The sequence below is a fragment of the Synechococcus sp. PCC 7335 genome, from assembly GCF_000155595.1.
Classification (GTDB): domain Bacteria; phylum Cyanobacteriota; class Cyanobacteriia; order Phormidesmidales; family Phormidesmidaceae; genus Phormidesmis.
Map to the genome: position 1 here is coordinate 609853 of NZ_DS989904.1, position 19651 is coordinate 629503.

The following is a 19651-nucleotide window of genomic DNA, read 5'->3' on the forward strand; positions in this document are numbered from 1 at the left end:
CTATACTCTCACGACGTTAGAGTTTTGAAAGATTGTAGAGGCAAAAACCCAATACCTAGTTCGAAGAAAGCTAGGATGATCAGGCTATGGGCGTAGAACAGGCGTATTGAAATCGATGACCGCTTGGGCGGCGCGGGCTGCTTCGGCGGCGATCGCCTGGTTGGTCTCATCTAGAAGTTGCCAAATTGCCTGCAGCAGCTCATCCGTTCCTTGACGACTTACCGCCGAAATTCGAAACACCTTCTCACCGGTAAGTAAAGAAAGCCTAGACGCAATCTCGTCTATCTCTTCGTCTAGAAGCGCGTCTACTTTATTGATCGCCAAAATCTGAGGCCGACCAACAAGCCCTCTTCCGTATGCATTTAGCTCCTGCTGAATCGTCTGATAGTCGCTCACCGGATCTAGAGCCGTCCCATCGACTAAGTGCAGCAATAGCTTCGTTCGTTCAATATGACGTAGAAAGTCGTGACCTAGGCCTTGCCCCTCATGGGCACCTTCTATTAGTCCGGGAATATCAGCAAAAACAGTCCCATCGCCAGTGGGTTTACGAACAACACCTAGGTTTGGAACGAGCGTAGTAAATGGATAGTCAGCGACCTTGGGCTTCGCCGCTGAAAGGGTTGATATCAGTGTCGATTTACCTGCATTCGGCAATCCAATAATGCCGACTTCTGCCAATAGCTTCAGCTCTAGACGCACGCGCCGAATCATACCGCCGATGCCGCGCTGAGACATCTCAGGTGCACGATTTCGATTGCTCAAAAAATGCTTATTACCAAGGCCACCTTTCCCACCAGGGGCAATCACCAGCGACTGATTGGGCTCAGTCAAATCACCAATCAGCTCACCCGTATCTAAGTCGAATGCCAAAGTACCACAGGGCACTTCAACAATTAAATCCTCGCCATTCGCGCCAGTTCTGTTCTTGGGTCCCCCTTTTTCGCCATCTTTTGCTTTGAAACGGTGTGCATAGCGAAAGTCTAATAGGGTTTGTAGGTTGGTATTGGTCGCAAGTATGACTGAGCCGCCTTTACCACCCGTGCCTCCGGAAGGACCTCCAGCAGGCACATATTTCTCTCTTCTAAAGGCAGTTAAACCGTCACCACCGGTTCCACCCTCTACTTCGATTTCGGCCTGGTCAATAAATTGCATAGATAAAGAAGAGAAGCGATATATTCTAGAGCACTTACTGCGGAGCGCTGTAGTGGAGTGACTGTGGAGCGCTGTAGTGAGAGGCATCTAATTGTAGGGCATTCATTTTAACCTGATTTTCCTCATGCCCTTAGGGTCTGGATCATAAAGCAGCGATCGCATCCTTGATTCGATCTAAGAGTTCCGCGTCTTCACGGTGAGCGGCTGTCATCTGATTAAACGCTCTAGGTGTGAGATCATTCTCCTCGGCCATCTGACTGGCACTATTGCAAAAAGCCAATAGCACATCGCGTAGCTCAACTCTGCTATCTCTTGGGATATCGGGCATGTCAGCTAAACGAGTGCTGGTACAGCTAAGTGGGGTTTCTACGATGCTAAGTTCGCCCTCAGCGTTCGTTAAGATATTGCTGGCTAGCTCATAGGCCTCAAGCCGTTCGGTTTCAATACTGGCTGCCGCACGAGCGTAGTTGGCGACTTCGTCATCGCTGTAGGACTGGGCGTAGGCAGCAGGAATATCTCTGTCAGCTAGAAGAAAACCAATTTGGCTCAACGTTAGTGTGCCAAAGGCAAGTGCTAACCAGGTTCGGCGAAGGCGAAGCCACGTCAAAGTCATGGTGAGTTCAATTCCTTTTCATACTTTAGTTTGTCTATCAATTCTGCACTTGGCTTGACCCATTACCTAGAGCTACGCTCCTTACTAGATAGAACTAAGGGCTTCGCAATCTGGTAAATCCTTAACCAGATTGATACATAAAAGAAGCGTTCCAATCGGATTAAGAGAGGTCGAATATATTGATATTACAGCCAGTAATAGGGTTAAGACTATGCACCAAAGCAGGCTGCAATTTCAATCACTTTAGTCTGCAAGGTGATCTGCTCGGGTGCGCCGCGCTTTAAGCTAAATTCCAAACCCAGCAGCAGTGACAAGGCTTTTTCAAACTGGGAAGGTGCGCAGCCTCGAACCTGTTTTTGCAAAATGTAGACTCGCCGGGGGTTGTTGATTTCTGCTGCCCTTGCGATCGCCTTCACATCTATTTCCCCTTGTTGTGCCAGCAAACTCACCCACAGCCACCGCCGAAACTGACCTACAAGCGTTGCAACTACCTTTAGCGCAGGCTCATTATTGGCCAGCAGATCTGTGGCTAGTCCTAGCGCCTGATCGGTTTGCCCTGCGATCAAAGACTCTGCCAACTGAAAACTCGTCTGGGTGCTCACCGCTACTAGCCGAGTAATCACTTCTGGCGGCAGAGGATCCGTCTTCACCTGCCCCAGAGAACTCCAATACACGCTTAGCTTTTCTAGTTCGTTGTATAGTCTGCGGGTGTCGGCACCCACGGCTTCGGCTAAGAGCGCTGCGGATTCTGGCTTTAGGCGCAGATGCATTTCTTGGGCAACTCGCCGCACTTGGCTAATTAGCTGATCGGTTTGCCAGGGCGCGATTGGCAAAAACTCGCGCATGTCCGCATGTTTCCTTAACAACTTTGTCGATTTCAACCGACCGTCTGGCTTACTTGAACTGGTCAGCAGCAGCACTGTCGACTCTGGCACCAAAGGCAAGGTCCGCACCATTTCTGCTAGGGTCGACTCTGAACAGCGCTGGGCCACAGGAGTATCTACTAGCCAAACGAAGCGCTGACCCTCACCAAAAGGAGGTGTCATTGCCTGGTTTAGACCCTGAATCGCAGCGTCAGCAGCATCGGGCGAGATACGGTCATAATTAAAAGTGGCCCAGGCCGGAGCTAACGTGCGATCGCGTAGATTCTCCACCGCCTGCTTCAGCCGAAACTCATCCTCACCCCAGAAGAAGTAGATCGGCATAGTTCATCGGCTCCTTCTAGGAAATAGGTTCAATGTAAAGGTTCAATGTAGATAGGTTCAATCGACGATGTCGCTCGGAGCTTTAATTCTGCAAACAGACTGAAGTACTTCCTTACTACTTCCAAAAAGCTCTGTCAAGAGACATATACATTTATTAAAAACTTACGTTACAATTATTTACACAGACATAACACAAACACATTGGAGGCATCACCATGATGACCACAATTCTAGTCACGCTCTTCATTGCAGGTTGGGTAGCCGTTGCTTTAATTGGCACGCAAACCTACTTCTTGGGTGAGCAGACTAAGCCGATTCACGAGCGCAACTGGCGATCTGAATCTTTCGAGGCGATCGCCGTACCCATTACGGGCCAGCCCACTAACTACGCAACTAGAACGCCTGCTTATAGTGGGGATGCTTATAGCAGCCGTAGACTATCTAGTCGATAAAACGCGGCTGACATGAGTCAGTACGATTCGATTAGTTCGAAGCAAGCGCTTTAGCTAAAAGTGTGGTGAAGCTCTAACTTCCTCGCATTTATCAAGGGTAAAGCTAAGAGCAAAGCCGGACGAGAAATTCATAGACCTATCTCAATCTAGACACTGAAATAGCAACTTAAATAAGCGCGTATTACCGAATACAGGTATACGCGCTTATTTTTTTGGTGATTATCATTGAAAATGTCGGCATTACTTTGATTATTTGATAGACTTACTTCTATGCAGCCTGATATTTCTCAGCCTGTATCAGACTATACAAAATAAATCAGTTGACATAGATAGAGGCCATCAAGCTGTGATTCACGCAACACTCCATCAGCTCAAAGTATTTGAAGCGACGGCTCGTCACGGTAGCTTTACCCGCGCTGCCGAGGAGCTCTATCTTACGCAGCCTACCGTTTCAATTCAGGTAAAGCAGCTCACCAAAGCGGTTGGCCTGCCTCTATTTGAGCAAATCGGCAAGCGACTTTATCTGACGGAGGCAGGAGAGAAGCTACTGTCAACTTGCCAAGATATTTTCACTGGCTTAGATCAGTTTGAAATGTCTGTAGCCGATCTAAAAGGTATGAAGCAAGGTCAGCTTAAACTAGCGGTGATCACCACAGCAAAATACTTCGTGCCCAGAATCTTGGGGCCTTTCTGTAAGCGCTATCCCGGCATCGACATTTCGCTGAAAGTCACTAACCACCAGCGTCTACAAGAGAGTATGTTGGCCAACGAAGACGATATATACATCATCAGTCAAGCGCCAACGCAGCCCGATCTCACCATTCATCCTTTCTTAGAAAATCCGCTGATTGTACTAGCGCCTACTAGCCATCCGCTAGCTCGGAAGCAAAACATCCCGATTGAAGCACTCAATAATGAGGCTTTCATCATGAGAGAGCCAGGTTCAGGCACTCGTAAAGCGGTAGAAAAGATATTCGAAGAGCATAATGTGTCTGTAAATGTGAGCTTAGAGCTCGGCAGTAACGAGGCGATTAAGCAAGCGATCGCAGGTGGATTAGGTATTTCTGTCCTTTCGCAGCACACTATTATCTCAGAAGGAACAACAGGCGAGTTTGCCATTCTCGATGTACAAGGATTCCCAATCGAAAGAGATTGGTATGTTGCTCACCTAGCGGGTAAACAGCTCTCTATTGTCGCCGAAACTTTCCTAACATTCCTTAAAGAAGAGAGTCCAGAGATGGCAAGAAGACTGTTGCCAGGGCTCGGTAAAGTCTCTCTCAACGGCAGTGAGGAAAACGGCAGCGGCCAGGGAAATAGTAAAACTGGCTCTGATACCGATGGAGGCGCTCCGACTAGAGAACCCCTAACCGTTTGAGGCTTTGGGACCGGCGTGGCAGTTAGGGAGCGGCGGCTTTCATGTAGCGTTCGTTATATAGAGGCTTTAGCATACAGAGACTTAACGCTTTGCGAGCAGCCCTCCGCTCAATCGCCGCAGCGCTTTTTGCACCATGTCGGCATACTTCAGCTCACCTGCAAAAATTCTAGCCATTGCCCAGGTAGCAGACGGCTGTTGCATGATCGTGCGATAGCTTAGGTAAGGAGCGGCGTAGAATGCTTTTGCTAGCTTGGTCGCCAGCTTCATTTCGCGGCCAATTTCCTCGGCAATAATATCTGTATACTCAGCCAAAGCCGAAGGGTTACCGGCGATCGCATCGCTCACTGCTTCAGCCGCCTTTATTCCGGTGAATATAGAAGGGCGAATTCCTTCAGCCGTTAACGGATCGACCACACAAGCAGCCTCGCCCGCTAGCACAGCGTTTTGGGTATGTAGTCGCTGGTTGCCCTTCCAGATATACACCGGATGCCCAAACTTTGGCTCCGCCTCCCCATCTACTCCAAACGCTGACGCATACTCAGCCATCGGCGCTACCAAATCTTTACCCTTTCGCCTATCTGTTCGAAAGACGCCGCTACCGATTGAATAGCCATCTCGCTTAGGAAAATTCCACACATAGCCATTTTTTAGCAGACCAAATTCGAAATGCACGACATGGCTGTTTTCGACTTCACCTTTAGGCTCGATTTCGATAGCGCCAGCGATACTGGCTTTGCGATCGCCAAACCCTAGCCATTTTGCCATCGGGCCACGTCCCCCATCCGCAGCAATCAGATACTGACCCTCGAACGTCTCGCCCCTACTCGTCATCACCTTCCAGCGATCTACTTGGTCACCTCCATCAGTCCTATTAGCGTCATCCCTAGTAGTGTCTGTCTGACCACCTGAAACAAACTCAACCGCTACAACCTTCGTCTTATCTAGTAGTTTCGTTCCCCTCTTTTCAGCCTGCTGTACTAGATAATGATCAAACTCATTTCGCCGTACCATCCAAATCGGCGCTTTTAAGTCAACCTCGATGGCCTCGCCCAAGTGCCATGTGTACCGAGCCCGGGTCACCTTCTGCGAAATCACCGGCTCAAAATCAAAATCAAACCACTGCGCTACCTGCGGTGAAACCCCACCCCCACAGGGCTTATACCGGGGCAGTGCTGCTTTCTCTATCAGCAGCACCTGATGTCCTTTTCTACTCAAATGGTAAGCAGCACTCGCGCCTGCCGGTCCAGCACCTACAATAATGCAATCGTATAGTGGCATAAGTTTAAGGTTGCGAATCTAATTTACTGTCTATCTCGCCATGCCTTCGGATCTTGTTTGGCATAAAAGCAAGCTAGAACAACAACTGTACTGTCTTCAATAATGTAGAAGATACCGCAAGGAAACCCACGAATTAAAGCTCTGCGGATCTACCTATGTACTGACTATGTACTGGCGGATAAGCGGATGGGTTGCGAGCAACCTTTGAAAGGCAAGCGTCAACAGCGCGAACAAATTCAGAGCCAAGACCAGACTCTTTTTTCTCGTAATATTGGTATGCATCTTGCATATCAAACTCCGCTTCGGATCTGATGCGCAGCAAATAGGTCATTAAGGGGTTACTAGAAGAGCTATCGCTATAGTCAAGCGTACAACCTATAACCAACAAGACCTATAGCCAACGAGACCTTCACTACTCAATGTATTAAAAAGGCTCGTATCCTACGACTGAGCCACTTAGTACAAACGCAAAAGCCTCTGCTAATCCATTTATCGGCAGAGGCTTTATTTAGCTCTAGAACGCTACTAGCTCATGAGTGCATTCGCACGAGAGACCACGTTGTCAACGGTATAGCCGAACTTCTCCATAACGACACCACCCGGCGCCGAAGCACCGAAGGTATCAACAGAGATCATATCGCCTTCATCACCGAAGTACTTAGCCCAGCCAAAGCTGCTCATCGCTTCAACAACCAGACGCTTCTTCACGGACTTAGGTAGGACTGACTCTTTGTACTCTGCACTTTGCTCTTCGTAAAGCTTCCAGCAGGGCATAGACACCACGCGAACTTTCTTGCCGTCGCCGCGTAGCTTTTCAGCAGCATCTTCACAGAGCTGCACTTCGCTACCCGTACCAATCAAAATCAAATCAGGTGTACCGTCCGAATCTGACATGATATATGCGCCTTTGGCAACCGCATCAATAGAGGAACCCGGTAGGTTGCGCAAACCCTGACGGGAGAAGCACATTAGAGTGGGAGCTTGGCGCTTATTGACTGCGATTTTGTATGCACCAGAAGTCTCGTTGCCGTCGGCTGGGCGAATGACGTAGAGATTGGGAATCGCTCGCAAGGAAGCGACAGTCTCGACAGGCTGGTGAGTAGGGCCATCTTCACCTAGACCAATAGAATCGTGGGTCATCACATAGATAACGCCAGCCTCGGATAGCGCTGAGAGTCGGATAGCGCCACGCATGTAGTCAGTAAAGACCAGGAAGGTGGCACAGTAGGGAATCAATCCACCGCCGTGGAGGGCAATGCCATTACAGATTGCACCCATACCGTGTTCGCGGACGCCAAAGTGAATATTGCGATTCTCATAGGCGCCCTTTTGATAGTCGCCAGACACTTTTAGCTCAGTGAGGTTTGAGTGGGTTAAATCCGCCGAACCGCCAATTAGCTCAGGTAGGACAGGGGCAAGTGCATTTAAGGTCGCTTCCGAGTTTTTCCGTGTGGCAAGTGCCTTGTCTTCTGGAGTGTAAGTAGGCAGTGCATCTTCCCAGCCCTCAGGAAGCTTGCCGGATAGCATGCGCTCGAGCTCTTTGGCTTCTTCAGCGTACTTAGTGCGGTAGGTCGCTAGGGTTTCATTCCATTCGGCTTCAGCACTAGCACCTTTGTCAATTGCTTGGCGGTAGCGGCTAAGCGCATCTTCAGGAATCTCAAAGAAGTCGTATTTCCAGTCGAGGTTTTCACGAGTAGCAATGGTTTCTTCGTCGCCCAGCATTGCCCCATGAATGCCACCGGTCCCTGCTCGGTTGGGTGAGCCATAGCCGATGGTAGTGGTCACCTTGATCATCGTCGGCTTGTCAGTGACTTCTTTAGCCTTGGCGATCGCCTTCTCAATCGAATCCAAATCGGTATTGCCATCTTCTACATGCAGCACATGCCAGCCATATGCCTCGAAGCGCTTGCTCACATCTTCAGTAAAGGCAATATCAGTCGAACCATCAATCGAAATATGATTATCGTCGTATAGAGCAATCAGCTTCCCTAGGCCCAAGTGACCAGCCAAAGAGCAAGCCTCACCCGAGACGCCCTCCATGTTGCAACCGTCACCCATGATTGTGTAGGTGTAGTGGTCTACTACTGCGCAGTCGGGCTTGTTGAACTTAGCTGCTAAATGCGCCTCGGCCATCGCTAAACCCACTGCATTGCAGATGCCCTGACCTAGCGGGCCAGTGGTTACTTCAACACCAGCAGTCTCAAAGTTCTCGGGATGTCCAGGTGTCGTAGAGCCCCACTGACGAAACTGCTTGATATCGTCCATGCTCACGCTGTCATAGCCGGTGAGATAGAGCATGGCGTATTGCAGCATACAGCCATGCCCCGCCGAAAGCACAAATCTATCGCGGTTAAACCATTGAGGGTTCTTAGGATTGTGCCGGATGAACTTATCCCACAGCACAAACGACATGGGCGCAGCACCCATTGGCAAACCAGGATGACCTGACTTGGATTTGTTGACGGCGTCAATCGCCAAAAATCTAATGGAATTTATACAAAGTGTTTCGAGCGATTGGGTTGCAACAGCCATGGTCTTTTTAGTGAGGAGGTGGACAGTAAGAAGGTTGATAAAAAGAAATAGAAAGTGAAAAGCGAACCCTATGCGATGGACAAAAGCTAGCAGCCAATCTGCCTAGAAGATGTCTGTTAGCTTTACGGCCTGCTAACTTATAGGATGCTGATGCTAGGTCTACTAACTCTATACAGTGTGAGGTTTACTCTACAAAAAGTGCTTAAAAAGACTTGAGAATTTCCAAGCATTATACCGATGAATTTGTAACATCTGTGACCGTTTGATGAGAACTCGTCAGCGTTTTCTCACTATAACTATAGTCAGCTATAGTCAAGCCATGGCCACCTGGCTGAAGTATACCTTGTTAGTCAAAAGCCTATATAACAGCTAGCTAGATGAACTCAGGGTGAACGTAGGCATAGCCTTATCTTGAAGGCTGCTTCACTACCGCTGTAATGCACTTATTCTGAAGAACCCATCTGGCAGACCCGTCTGGCAAACTCGTTTCTACTCACTGTATTTCTTGAAATTTCTTGAAAGCGAGGGTAACGTTATGCCCTCCAAAGCCAAAGGAATTTGAGAGCGCTACAGTGACCTCTTGCTCACGGCTCTGAGCAGGAACGTAGTCTAAATCGCAGTCCGGGTCGGGGGTTTCTAGGTTGATTGTAGGCGGCACTCTATCATTAGCAACAGCCATAACTGCTGCCACGCCCTCGATACCACCTGATCCACCTAGTAGGTGGCCCGTCATACTTTTGGTCGAACTTACGGTGATGTTGTAGGCATGCTGGCCAAGGACGGTCTTAATCGCGGCAGTCTCGTTCGGATCGTTGACTGGGGTGCTAGTGCCGTGAGCATTGATATAGCTCACTTCATCCGGTGACAGATTGCCATCTTTTAGAGCGTGACGGATAGCTCGCACTGCGCCTTCACCACCCGGTGCGATACCGGTCATGTGATAGGCATCACAGCTCATACCGTAACCGACGATCTCCGCATAGATACGAGCGCCTCGGCTCAGCGCATGTTCTAGCTCTTCTAAGATTAAGATGCCTGCCCCTTCACCCAGGACAAAGCCATCTCGATCCTGGTCAAAGGGACGACTAGCATGAGTAGGATCGTCGTTGCGAGTAGACATTGCTCGCATAGAAGAAAAGCCCGCGAAGGTCAAAGGCGTAACGGCAGACTCGGTGCCACCGCAAATCATGGCCTGGGCGTAGCCGTTTTGAACTAGACGAAAGGCATCTCCAATAGCATTTGAACCCGCAGCGCACGCGGTCACAGAACAGGAGTTAGGGCCCTTTGCACCGGTTTGAATCGCAGTCAGGCCAGCGGCCATGTTAGCAATCATCATCGGAATCATGAATGGACTACAGCGGCTAGGACCTTTGTTTAAATAGATCTCTTGCTGCTCTTCCATCACCTGAATACCCCCAATACCAGTGCCGATCATTACACCGATTTGTTCAGCGTTTAGATCGGTGATCTTTAGGGTGGCATCGGCGATCGCTTGTTTGCTAGCGGCGATCGCAAAATGAGCAAACCGCGCCGCTCGCTTCACATCCTTACGGTCCATATAGTCGAGCGGGTCAAAACCTTTGACTTCGCCGGCGATCTGACTAGCATGCGCAGAAGCATCAAATGCCGTCACTAGGCCAATGCCGTTCTTGCTCTCCAGCAGCCCCTGCCAATAATCAGCTAGCGTATTGCCAATCGGCGTAATTGCGCCCATACCTGTGACAACAACCCGCTTTCGTTCTTGCTTATCTTCTAAATCAGCCATAGTTCTAAGGACAACATCGGGGGAATAGCCGAACACCAGCTATCATTCAAACGTCGAATCACACCGCTCAAAGCAAACTTTGCAGAAGTAACTTGCTAACACTCACTTGCTTAGATCGTACTACCTAGATCGTTGCAATCATTGCACCAAGAAAGATAAAGACAAAAAGCAAATGAAAGTTAGGATTCATACCGCTATGGCCGTGTATCAAGACTTAGGTGCCGTGTATCAAGGCTTAGGTATCGATTTGAAGCTGATAGCTTTGGTAGGACAGGGCCACTCATATCGTTAAGCAGCTAGCTAGGTAGCCCTACAAGCTGGTCTGATAGTCTAAGCTCCATAGCTCAGAAATAGTTCTGACCTTAGCAGTTTAGCCTTAGCAGCTAGCTCTACACCTAGAAGTAAGTACTATGGCCAGTAGATATCACAGCCTACATAGGCCTAGCTATCAGATGCTTATGCCTGTGCCTTTTCGATAAATTCAACTGCCGATTCCACGGTTGTGATACTCTCAGCTGCCTCATCAGGAATTTCAATATCGAATTCTTCTTCTAGCGCCATAACTAGCTCAACGGTATCTAAAGAGTCAGCCCCTAAGTCGTTAGCAAAGCTAGCTTCCGGTTTTACTTCCGCTTCGTCTACACCGAGCTGTTCAGAAACGATCTTCTGAACTTTCCCTAAAATCTCTTCACTCATTACTATACTTACCTTCAAACAGCAGCAAAAAGTGCAAAAACCAGCCGAAACTACCAGCTACATCCCAAGGACGTCAAGTAGCTTTTTATCAAACAGGCAAACCGTTCTTTAAGTTAAAAACCTTTACGTCTGTAGCGACGACCGTTTCTAGCAGTCTGCATTTTTAAGCTTCACTATCTTATAGGAAAGCGGGACACCCGGTAATTTACTCCGCCTATCTCTCCGGTGAGATTAAAACTTGATGTGAAGCGAATATTACGTTCCATAAATTTTTGCCTACCTTGTTAAGGTATGGCTGATGCCAGCGAGATACACTGCTGGTGGGTCGGGGAACCCTTGCTCGCACTCGCTTAGCGATATTGCAACAATAATTCTGGAGTCTGTACTTCATGTCTCATTCAGTCAAAATTTACGATACCTGTATTGGTTGTACGCAGTGCGTCCGTGCCTGCCCTACCGATGTTTTAGAGATGGTGCCTTGGGATGGTTGCCGGGCTGGGCAGATCGCTGCCTCTCCCCGCACAGAAGATTGTGTTGGCTGCAAGCGTTGCGAAACAGCTTGTCCAACCGACTTTCTAAGCATCCGTGTTTATTTAGGTGCAGAGACCAGTCGGAGCATGGGTTTAGCTTACTAGAGACATCTATAAGCGCAGCCGCCTAGTTAAGGCTCCTACAAAACCCCATTGAAAGCCTTCAACACCTTCGACAAACTTCATCGAAGCCTTCGCTAGTCAAAGATTAGCGAAGGCTTTTTGGCGATGACCTCTAGCAGCTACATCCTAGTAACTACGCCGAACTCTATCTTGCTGCGACAGCTTTTTCGACGGCTAACAGGCTGCCTAGCACCCCTAGTCCGGTGCCTAGTAGCACTAATGAGCAAGGTAGTACCATCCATTGGTGAGATGAGAGCTGGAGACCGTTCGCTAAAAATTCGATGAAGCTAGGTTGACCGTTACCAGTAGATACAGATCTTAAGCCTTGTTGAGCCGCAAGTAAGAGACCCCACGCACCGCCAGCACCAATGATGCCAAAGACCGCCCCCTGAATAAGAAATGGTAGGTAAATCCAGATACGAGTGGCACCGACTAACTGCATGACCTCGATTTCCTGCCGGCGGGCGATCGCAATCAGCCGAATTGTCGTCGTCACCACTGTGGTCGCGGCAATACTCAGCAGGCTCACCACCACAAGACTTGCCCATTGCAATCCTATATTAAGATCTCGAAGCTGCTGAATCATTTCACTTACATACAGCACTTCATCGACGCCAGGTAAATTCTTTAGTGTCGCTGCCAGCTGAGGAACCTGCTGGGTATCTCTAGCTTTTACCTTCAGCTCGTCAACCAGTGGATTACCATTGAGCTGATCAATCGCGTTCGAGATATTAGACAGTCCTAAGTCCGAAGTTAGCTGTGACCAAGCCTGCTCCCTGCTTACCGCTTCTACACTGACAACGCCCGGCAACTGACTCACCTGTTCAGTCAAAGTGTCAGCACCTACGCCACTTTCTAGATAGGTTGAAATCACCAGCTGTGAACCGAACTGGTTTAGCATTCCTTCAACCTGCCAGCTCACTTGCAGACTAGTCCCAAACAAAAAAAGTAAGACCGTCATCGTGCTGATAGCAGCCCAATTCATCCAGCCGCCGCGCTGCAACCCTCTGAAGGTCTCTTGAAATAAATAGTCTGTTCTAGCTAAAGATTTCAGCACAGATTTTGGGCGCAAGAGCATAGGGTAGGTTCTTAGCGTTTTGACACAAGACAATCACAATCAAGATGCCCTGAATCAATCTGAGTTGATACATTTACATCTGAGTGTGAAACATAAGGTGTCGTTGACTAATCCGCCTACATCTGTGAAGGAGCCTCTTTGAGGGAATACTCGACTGACTTTGGGGCTGAACCTGTAGCTTAAGGATTATCGGCTTGAAGTCGCTACAGCGAAGTCGGTGTGAGTTGTTACAATGTGGGGAAGAACATTGCTCAAACTGGACTTAGTTACGAAGACCCATGGCCGCAGTCATCGACGTTGAAAAGAAAAAGCTGAAGAAACCGCCGCTCACCGTTCACCAGATGGGCGATCGTGTCCTCCGCCAGCCCGCCAAACGGGTTGCCAAGATAGACAACGCTCTGCGCGATCTTGTCCGCAAGATGCTGCAGACAATGTATAGCGAGGACGGTATTGGCTTAGCTGCCCCTCAGGTTGGTGTGAATAAGCAGCTCCTCGTTATAGACGCTGACCCTGAAAATGAAGCGGCTTCAGCTCTGGTATTGGTCAACCCCAAAATTATTCGCTACAGTGACGAGCTAGCCGCTGGTCAGGAAGGTTGTCTGAGCATCCCGGGCGTCTATCTAGATGTAATTCGTCCTGCCGCCATAGAAGTTAGCTTCAAAGATGAGAATGGTCGACCCCGTAAGCTGAAGGCGGATGATCTGCTTGCTCGGGTGATTCAGCATGAGATGGATCACCTAAATGGTGTGCTGTTTGTAGATAGGGTGGAAAATACGATTGCGCTCAATCAGGAGCTGCAAAAGAACGGCTTTGCGATCAAACACGTTCAGAAAGTGAAATAGAAGTGGAATGATGCTGGTTGCAGTTATTTTGGCTTTTCTATTTATTAATAGTCGTGCTGCAATTTGCTCTAGATAAATATCTCAGCCAAATCACTTCATAGCCAAATAGTTTTAGAGCGAGCTTTAAGAGATTAAGCTTCAAAAGCAAACTTCATAACAAAAGGAAAATTCTGTGACTCCAAAAAGTGGTGCGTTGTTGGGTGTGGCCTGTTTGACTGCGATCGCAGCCGTCGGCTCAATGTTTGAACTTTCTTCCGGTGATCCAGACTGGGGCAAAGCACCCACCGCTGTCATCCTAGCGCTTAGCATTCCAGTCGGCATCCTGTCATTCATAGAAGCTGTCAAAGACGCCCGCGCCAATATGTGACGAGTCTTTGCCTGTAATAGGACTCTTAATTAAGAATAGAAAACACTTAAAAAGCCTGGATGATCTTTTGCTCATCCAGGCTACTTGTATCTAGAAGCGCTTTATTCGTACAACCAGGGCTTCATAGTGGGCTCCCAGCTACATAGGTCTTCACCAAACCATAGCTTGATCTCGCTTTGTGCGGTTTCGGATGCATCGGAGCCATGAATTAGGTTGCGGCCAATCGTAATGCCGTAATCACCGCGAATCGTTCCTGGTTCAGCCTCTAAAGGATTGGTTGCGCCGATCAGCTTGCGGGCAGAAGCAATTACACCTTCACCTTCCCAAACCATAGCTACGACCGGTGCTGAGATGATGTATTCAACCAAACTACTGAAGAAAGGCCGCTCTTTATGCACAGCATAGTGAGACTCAGCCAATTCACGCGATACAGACATCTGCTTCATACCCACTAGGGTAAATCCCTTCGTCTCGAACCGGCTGATGATATCGCCCACCAAACCCCGCTGAACGCCATCGGGCTTGATCATGATGAAACTTTTTTCCACGGCTTAAGACTCCTAACTGCTTTTAACCTTTCCTATGCTCAGTAAATGAGGTCAGTTTGTAAAGCCCTTCCTTGACCAAAAAATGATGGCAGTCCGCACTTATCGCTTTCGTAGAATGGCTTATACCAATCACTAGAGGTTACGTCCTGACTGCAGCTTGATGCCTTCTTAGACGTTCATCTCTTTGGCCTTAGCCTTCTGCATGAGATCTCCATTGACTACTTAGAACTGAACTTGGCTTTCATGAATTACCCCTGCTTGGCTACAGGCATCCGTGCTGTACCAGCCGGCAGAATATCCGTAGACATCAATGTATGAGCGCGTGCGAATAGTACAGAGGATACGGCCATTAGGCGTTGCTCTGATATTCGAGGGAGGCGCATTAACGAGCGCAGCTTGACGCGAGACAACGCTAGGCGCAGCGCTTTCATAGGTTGAGTAGCTGCAAACGACATTCAACATATTCCTAGTAGCTTGTGACTGCGGGGTACGCACAATCCCATCGTCTAATGTTGTCCAAGCGCCTCCACCTGCACAATGCGCTTGACTAGGGATTGGCTCACCTGCAAAGAAGTAAATAAACCGAGTATCGTCACGGTCAATGCTATAGATCGAGTCTAAGTCGACGACAACTGACTGACCACCCGTTGCCTGACCTGCATAGTAGGTATTACTTTGGGCGATCGCAGGTGCAGCGTATCCAACAGTAAGGCCAATGCATGAAGCGAATAGTTTAGAGATTGAATTCATTAAGGTGATTGGTCCACAGCAGAGATGTTGATTGTGACAGGACTTAGAGCGGTCTTATTTGCCAACAGTTAGCGCTCAGTTCTGATATGGTTTGCATGATGCCTAAGCTAGTTGGATTTAATTAGACTAAGTATTTGCTTGGTATAGATTTCTATATCAGCCTGGTGTGAGGATATTCTAGAAGTCCGAGAGGTACTTTTTTTAGCAAAATTACTTTACTCACCAGGAGGCGATCACCAGACTCTATAGCTCTCTATAGCTACAGTCTGCACAGCTAGCTATTAGTCGTCGAATTTAGTAGTCAAATTGAGTTCTGACGAGTTCTCTTCATAGGCTACTCTAATCAAGAAGCCATACAGCTCAATCATGACAACCTACTACTTCATAGCTGCTAGCCAGCGCTTTTTACTTGAAGAAGAGCCCTTCGCGGAGGTTCTAGAAGAGCGTTACCGCCAGTACCAGTCACAAGAGAAAGAACCTGACTTTTGGCTAATCAAACAACCTGCGTTTCTAGAGGCGCCCGAACTAGCTGAAGTCAAAGAAAAGTGCCCTCAGCCTGTAGCTGCTGTGGTCTCTACTGACAAAACATTTATTACTTGGCTAAAGCTTCGCCTAGAATATGTTGCCAAGGGCGAATTTGAAGCGCCTTCTGAGACTATTCCCCATCCGCTAGCCTCTTTGGAAACCGCCGCTTAATCGGTCGTTTCCGCTCTCTCTGCTTCAGATCTTTTCTACTGCTCTAGCGCATCTTTTTCTGTAAAAAGGCGATCATGAAACCGTTCTACCGTTCGACACTAGCGACTTTGTTATGGGGCACCTCTGCCTTCTTTGCTCCGTTACTAATGGCGACAACACTAGCGTCCGCACAGTCAGATCCACCAGTCTGTCCACCTCCAGGCGACCAAGAATACCTACTCCTAGTACGTGGCGAAGACGAAGCCGAGCGCAGTGATATTGCATCTATACTGCCCGTCGAAAGCTCTGTAATCATTTGCCGATATCTCGACGAAGTGCTAGTACGTGCAGGGGGCTTTACTCAATTAGAAACCGTTAACGCCTGGGCTAGCTATATGAGCTCAGAAGCAGACTACGAAAGCTTCGTCATTCGACCTGGCGACCAAATTAACGATCAGACCGTAGCTAGCGGCAGTACATCGCCCGAAACCGTACCGGAGACAACAACCGCGCCGGTAATTGAAACTGAGCCAGAAACTGAGCCAGAAACTGAGTCAGAAACCGCACCAGAAGCAACCGCGCCAATTGAAACTGAGCCAGAAACCGCGCCAGAAGCAACCGTTAGCCCAGAAGCAACGGAGACGCAATCTGCTGCTGCGCCTATTACCCCTACCTTTGAGCCGACTCGCTTAGAAACGGGCTACGCAGTTTTGGTCGATTACAGCAGTAACCCGGAGATTGCCGAAACTCTCAGTCAGCTCGTCTCTTCGGTAGGGCTAGCTGTCTATCAGCAACGTCCATATCTATTGGCAAGCTATAGCGAGAGTGAAGACACCGCCGCGACAACTTTACAAGAACTTAGCAATGCCCAGCTAGCTGCCGTGGTAGTCGATGCGCAAGAAGTTGTACAAATCTCAAAATCAGTTGTTATATCTAACAACTAACTCCTGTCACCAGCCAAGTTATTCTATCTACCCAACTAGCTAGCATCAGCCGTGAAGTCAACCCACCGTGAAGTTTGACCAACGATGAATAGAACTCGCTAACTCAACCAGCCAGGGGTAGATAGCCAAGCTACTAGCACCCCTAGCATCGCACCGACAATCACCTGTACAGGCGTATGGCCAAGTAGTTCTTTCAGTCGATCTTCATTAAATTCTGAATGCTCTTGAAACAGCTCATCTAGAATTTGGTTGAGGATCTTAGCTTGCTTGCCTGCTGCTTGCCGCACCCCTGCAGCGTCGTACATTACGATTACAGCAAACACCGAGGTCACTGCAAAAGCAGGTGTGCTCCAGCCAATCGTTTGACCTACCCCGCAGGCAAGGGCAGTGACTAATGCAGAATGGGCGCTAGGCATACCGCCAGTTTCGACTAAGACCTTAGGATTGATGGAGCGGTGCTGGACGAATTCGAACACTAGTTTGAGGGCTTGAGCTGAAAGACAGGCGACAAGGGCCACCCAAAGCACATGATTTTGAAAAACGTCGCTGAAGTCCTGCATGAGTCGGGATAGTGGCAAGTTAAGGAATGGTGAGTACGGGCTTGAAAATCAAAAGCTAATGCGTACGAGCAGTGATGAACTGGGCGATCGCCACTAAAGGCTGAGCCCCTTCGCCAAATTCTGAGAGTTCTGAGATCGCATCGGCCACTAGCTGTTCGGCCTTCCGCTGAGATTCTTCTAACCCCCATAGGCTAGGGTAAGTCGCCTTTTGAGCTGCAATATCTTTACCGATAGATTTGCCTAACGTCTCAGGCGTAGAAGTGATATCCAACACATCATCGACGATTTGAAAGGCCAGTCCAATCCGTTGAGCATATCGCCGCAGCCGATCGACGACAGCTTCGGATGCGCCGGCTAGCATGGCGCCACTAGTCACCGACACTTCCAGCAGCGCCGCCGTCTTGTGCATATGAATGAATGTCAGTGTCTCTTCATCGACGAGCGTTCCTTCTGAAGCTAGATCAACCACCTGCCCACCGACTAGCCCTTCTGCGCCCACTGCCCGGCCGAGCTGCGCCACTACTTTTAAAATGTGTTGTGGATCGGCGCCGTCTGAGCCCTGCGGCGTTTGGGTTGCAATGTGCTCGAAAGCATAGGTCAGCAGGGCATCACCGGCCAATACCGCCACCCCTTCACCGTACACTTTGTGATTGGTCAATTTGCCCCGGCGATAGTCGTCATCATCCATAGCAGGCAGATCGTCATGAATCAGCGACATGGTATGGACCATCTCTAGGGCACAGGCAGTGGGCATCGCAATATTCGCACTAGCGCCAAGCATCTCACAGGTCGCCAGACATAGAATCGGCCGTAGTCGTTTGCCCCCAGCTAGCAAGGAGTAACGCATAGCCTCATAGATCTGTTCGGGATAGACTACTGGCAAAGCTGCATCGATTGCGGCTTCAACCTGGCAGGAGCGATCGCTAAGATAGCTTTTGAGATCGAAAGTGCTGGGGCTATCGAGATTGGTGGTCGCCATGAGAGGAGATGGGAGAAGGTGTTAACGGATGATGTCTTTAAAGGATTTTGACTTTGGAAGCGTCTGAATTCGAAGGATAGTAACTTCAGACTATGAAACAGGATTCTGAAAAGCTAGGTATAGTCAAATAGTGTTTCGATAAGGCGATAGTTCAGAGCTGGCAATTAGCTTGTGGGCTATTTATGGGTTACTTATGGGCTAAAGGGAATATGGTTGCGATCGCAATAACTCTTAATTGTGTTTTCTAACAGCATGGTCACCGTCATAGGACCAATCCCACCCGGAACCGGGGTGATCGCTCCAGCGATCGGCTCTACGCTGTCAAAGTCCACATCGCCAACCAACTTAGGTTTGCTAGTAGTCTCGTCTTCTACACGATTGATACCGACATCAATCACTGTCGCTCCAGGCTTTACCATCCCCTTAGTGATCAACTGAGGGATACCGACCGCTGCTATAAGAATATCGGCTGAGCGCGTCAGTTCAGACAAATTTTCTGTCTTAGAATGAGCAAACGTTGGTGTTGCATTTGCGGCTAGCAGCATTAGCCCAATCGGCTTACCCACCAAGATACTGCGGCCCAAAACCACAGCTCGCTTGCTAGCCAAGGGCACATCGTAGGCTGCCAGCAGTCGCATAATCCCGGCGGGTGTACAGCTACGCAGCCCCGGTTCACCTCTGACTAGCCGGCCTAAATTAAGAGGATGTAGACCGTCCGCGTCTTTATTAGAATCGATTAGAGTTAGCAGACTAGAGGGCTCTAGATGACTAGGCAAAGGTAGCTGCACCAAAATGCCGTCTACGTTCGGATTTTCGTTGAGCGTCAGAATTTCTCGGGCAACCTCATTCTGGCTGATTTGTTTGGGTAGGTGCTTTCCTAGAGAAGCAACGCCTATTCGTTCGCAGGCTCTCTCTTTATTACGCACATAGGCGGCGCTAGCAGGATTATCCCCAACCATTAGCACCGCTAGTCCCGGCGGCCGCCCAACCTGCTGGGTCCAAGCTCGAATAGCTAATATGCGATCTGTTTGAATCTGTTTTGCGAGCGCTTTCCCGTCGAGGAGCTGGGCCATAATGTTAGAGTACGCTACTGGCCTTACAAGCCGAATCGAGTTGCTGGCAATAAAGCTCTAAAACCAGATTACCAGAGCTCAGATTACCAAAGTAATGTAGCAAAAGTAACGAGG

At 48.9% G+C, this 19651-nt stretch carries 20 protein-coding genes; 7 read left to right on the forward strand and 13 right to left on the reverse strand.

Annotated elements, in window-relative coordinates; genetic code table 11:
• Positions 1-84 precede the first annotated feature (84 nt).
• From obgE to holA, 3 genes are all read right to left on the reverse strand, one after another.
• Positions 85-1152: a GTPase ObgE gene (gene obgE, locus S7335_RS02780; protein WP_006455656.1), complete on the reverse strand. Its 1068-nt coding sequence runs from the start codon at positions 1150-1152 to the stop codon at positions 85-87.
• Positions 1153-1294: 142 nt separating this feature from the next.
• Entirely contained in the window at positions 1295-1765 is a 471-nt protein-coding gene (locus S7335_RS02785; RefSeq protein ID WP_006455234.1) for a DUF4168 domain-containing protein, read from the reverse strand.
• A 209-nt stretch (positions 1766-1974) separates the two neighbouring features.
• A complete protein-coding gene (gene holA, locus S7335_RS02790; RefSeq protein ID WP_006457334.1) occupies positions 1975-2970 on the reverse strand; it encodes a DNA polymerase III subunit delta in 996 nt (331 codons plus the stop codon).
• A gap of 215 nt (positions 2971-3185) precedes the next feature.
• Between holA and S7335_RS02795 the strand changes: the two genes are divergently transcribed.
• Positions 3186-3422: a photosystem II protein, Psb35-related gene (locus S7335_RS02795; RefSeq protein WP_006456891.1), complete on the forward strand. Its 237-nt coding sequence runs from the start codon at positions 3186-3188 to the stop codon at positions 3420-3422.
• 349 nt (positions 3423-3771) lie between these two features.
• Positions 3772-4797 carry a LysR family transcriptional regulator gene (locus tag S7335_RS02800; protein ID WP_304412078.1) on the forward strand — a complete coding sequence of 342 codons (1026 nt, stop codon included), beginning with the start codon at positions 3772-3774 and terminating at the stop codon, positions 4795-4797.
• Positions 4798-4878: 81 nt separating this feature from the next.
• Here S7335_RS02800 and S7335_RS02805 read toward each other — a convergent pair whose 3' ends face one another.
• The 4 genes from S7335_RS02805 to acpP form a co-directional block, all read right to left on the reverse strand.
• Positions 4879-6075 carry a geranylgeranyl reductase family protein gene (locus S7335_RS02805; protein WP_006454891.1) on the reverse strand — a complete coding sequence of 399 codons (1197 nt, stop codon included), beginning with the start codon at positions 6073-6075 and terminating at the stop codon, positions 4879-4881.
• A 525-nt stretch (positions 6076-6600) separates the two neighbouring features.
• A complete protein-coding gene (tkt, locus tag S7335_RS02815) occupies positions 6601-8607 on the reverse strand; it encodes a transketolase (protein WP_006454760.1) in 2007 nt (668 codons plus the stop codon).
• Between the two features lie 493 nt (positions 8608-9100).
• Entirely contained in the window at positions 9101-10372 is a 1272-nt protein-coding gene (gene fabF / locus S7335_RS02820; protein ID WP_038015514.1) for a beta-ketoacyl-ACP synthase II, read from the reverse strand.
• Between the two features lie 456 nt (positions 10373-10828).
• Entirely contained in the window at positions 10829-11068 is a 240-nt protein-coding gene (gene acpP / locus S7335_RS02825; protein WP_006455895.1) for an acyl carrier protein, read from the reverse strand.
• Between the two features lie 389 nt (positions 11069-11457).
• On the opposite strand from acpP, the gene psaC reads away from it, so the two are divergent.
• Entirely contained in the window at positions 11458-11703 is a 246-nt protein-coding gene (gene psaC, locus S7335_RS26585) for a photosystem I iron-sulfur center protein PsaC (protein ID WP_071776901.1), read from the forward strand.
• Between the two features lie 163 nt (positions 11704-11866).
• Here the strand turns inward: psaC and S7335_RS02830 are convergent, their stop codons facing one another.
• Positions 11867-12799 carry an ABC transporter permease gene (locus S7335_RS02830; RefSeq protein ID WP_006454942.1) on the reverse strand — a complete coding sequence of 311 codons (933 nt, stop codon included), beginning with the start codon at positions 12797-12799 and terminating at the stop codon, positions 11867-11869.
• Between the two features lie 278 nt (positions 12800-13077).
• Between S7335_RS02830 and def the strand changes: the two genes are divergently transcribed.
• Positions 13078-13641 (forward strand): peptide deformylase, encoded by a 564-nt coding sequence (gene def, locus S7335_RS02835; protein WP_006456258.1) that lies wholly within the window; start codon positions 13078-13080, stop codon positions 13639-13641.
• A 172-nt stretch (positions 13642-13813) separates the two neighbouring features.
• Positions 13814-14008, forward strand: coding sequence for a hypothetical protein (locus S7335_RS02840; protein WP_006454952.1), 195 nt, complete (start codon positions 13814-13816; stop codon positions 14006-14008).
• Between the two features lie 101 nt (positions 14009-14109).
• Here the strand turns inward: S7335_RS02840 and ndk are convergent, their stop codons facing one another.
• Entirely contained in the window at positions 14110-14556 is a 447-nt protein-coding gene (gene ndk, locus S7335_RS02845; RefSeq protein WP_006457483.1) for a nucleoside-diphosphate kinase, read from the reverse strand.
• 222 nt (positions 14557-14778) lie between these two features.
• Positions 14779-15306, reverse strand: a complete 528-nt coding sequence (locus S7335_RS02850; protein WP_006457241.1) for a hypothetical protein — start codon at positions 15304-15306, stop codon at positions 14779-14781.
• Positions 15307-15672: 366 nt separating this feature from the next.
• Between S7335_RS02850 and S7335_RS02855 the strand changes: the two genes are divergently transcribed.
• Both S7335_RS02855 and S7335_RS25630 read left to right on the forward strand, forming a co-directional pair.
• The gene (locus tag S7335_RS02855; protein ID WP_006456887.1) at positions 15673-16002 is read left to right on the forward strand and encodes an MgPME-cyclase complex family protein; all 330 of its coding nucleotides are present in this window, start codon (positions 15673-15675) and stop codon (positions 16000-16002) included.
• Positions 16003-16076: 74 nt separating this feature from the next.
• Positions 16077-16925 carry a hypothetical protein gene (locus S7335_RS25630; protein ID WP_006454689.1) on the forward strand — a complete coding sequence of 283 codons (849 nt, stop codon included), beginning with the start codon at positions 16077-16079 and terminating at the stop codon, positions 16923-16925.
• Between the two features lie 98 nt (positions 16926-17023).
• Here the strand turns inward: S7335_RS25630 and S7335_RS02865 are convergent, their stop codons facing one another.
• The 3 genes from S7335_RS02865 to folD all read right to left on the reverse strand — a co-directional run bounded on the left by S7335_RS02865 (position 17024) and on the right by folD (position 19537).
• Entirely contained in the window at positions 17024-17485 is a 462-nt protein-coding gene (locus tag S7335_RS02865) for a divergent PAP2 family protein (protein ID WP_006454077.1), read from the reverse strand.
• Positions 17486-17540: 55 nt separating this feature from the next.
• Positions 17541-18464, reverse strand: coding sequence for a geranylgeranyl diphosphate synthase CrtE (crtE, locus tag S7335_RS02870; protein WP_006455205.1), 924 nt, complete (start codon positions 18462-18464; stop codon positions 17541-17543).
• A gap of 191 nt (positions 18465-18655) precedes the next feature.
• On the reverse strand, positions 18656-19537 hold the full coding sequence (gene folD / locus S7335_RS02875; RefSeq protein ID WP_006455464.1) for a bifunctional methylenetetrahydrofolate dehydrogenase/methenyltetrahydrofolate cyclohydrolase FolD: 882 nt from the start codon (positions 19535-19537) through the stop codon (positions 18656-18658).
• Positions 19538-19651 lie beyond the last annotated feature (114 nt).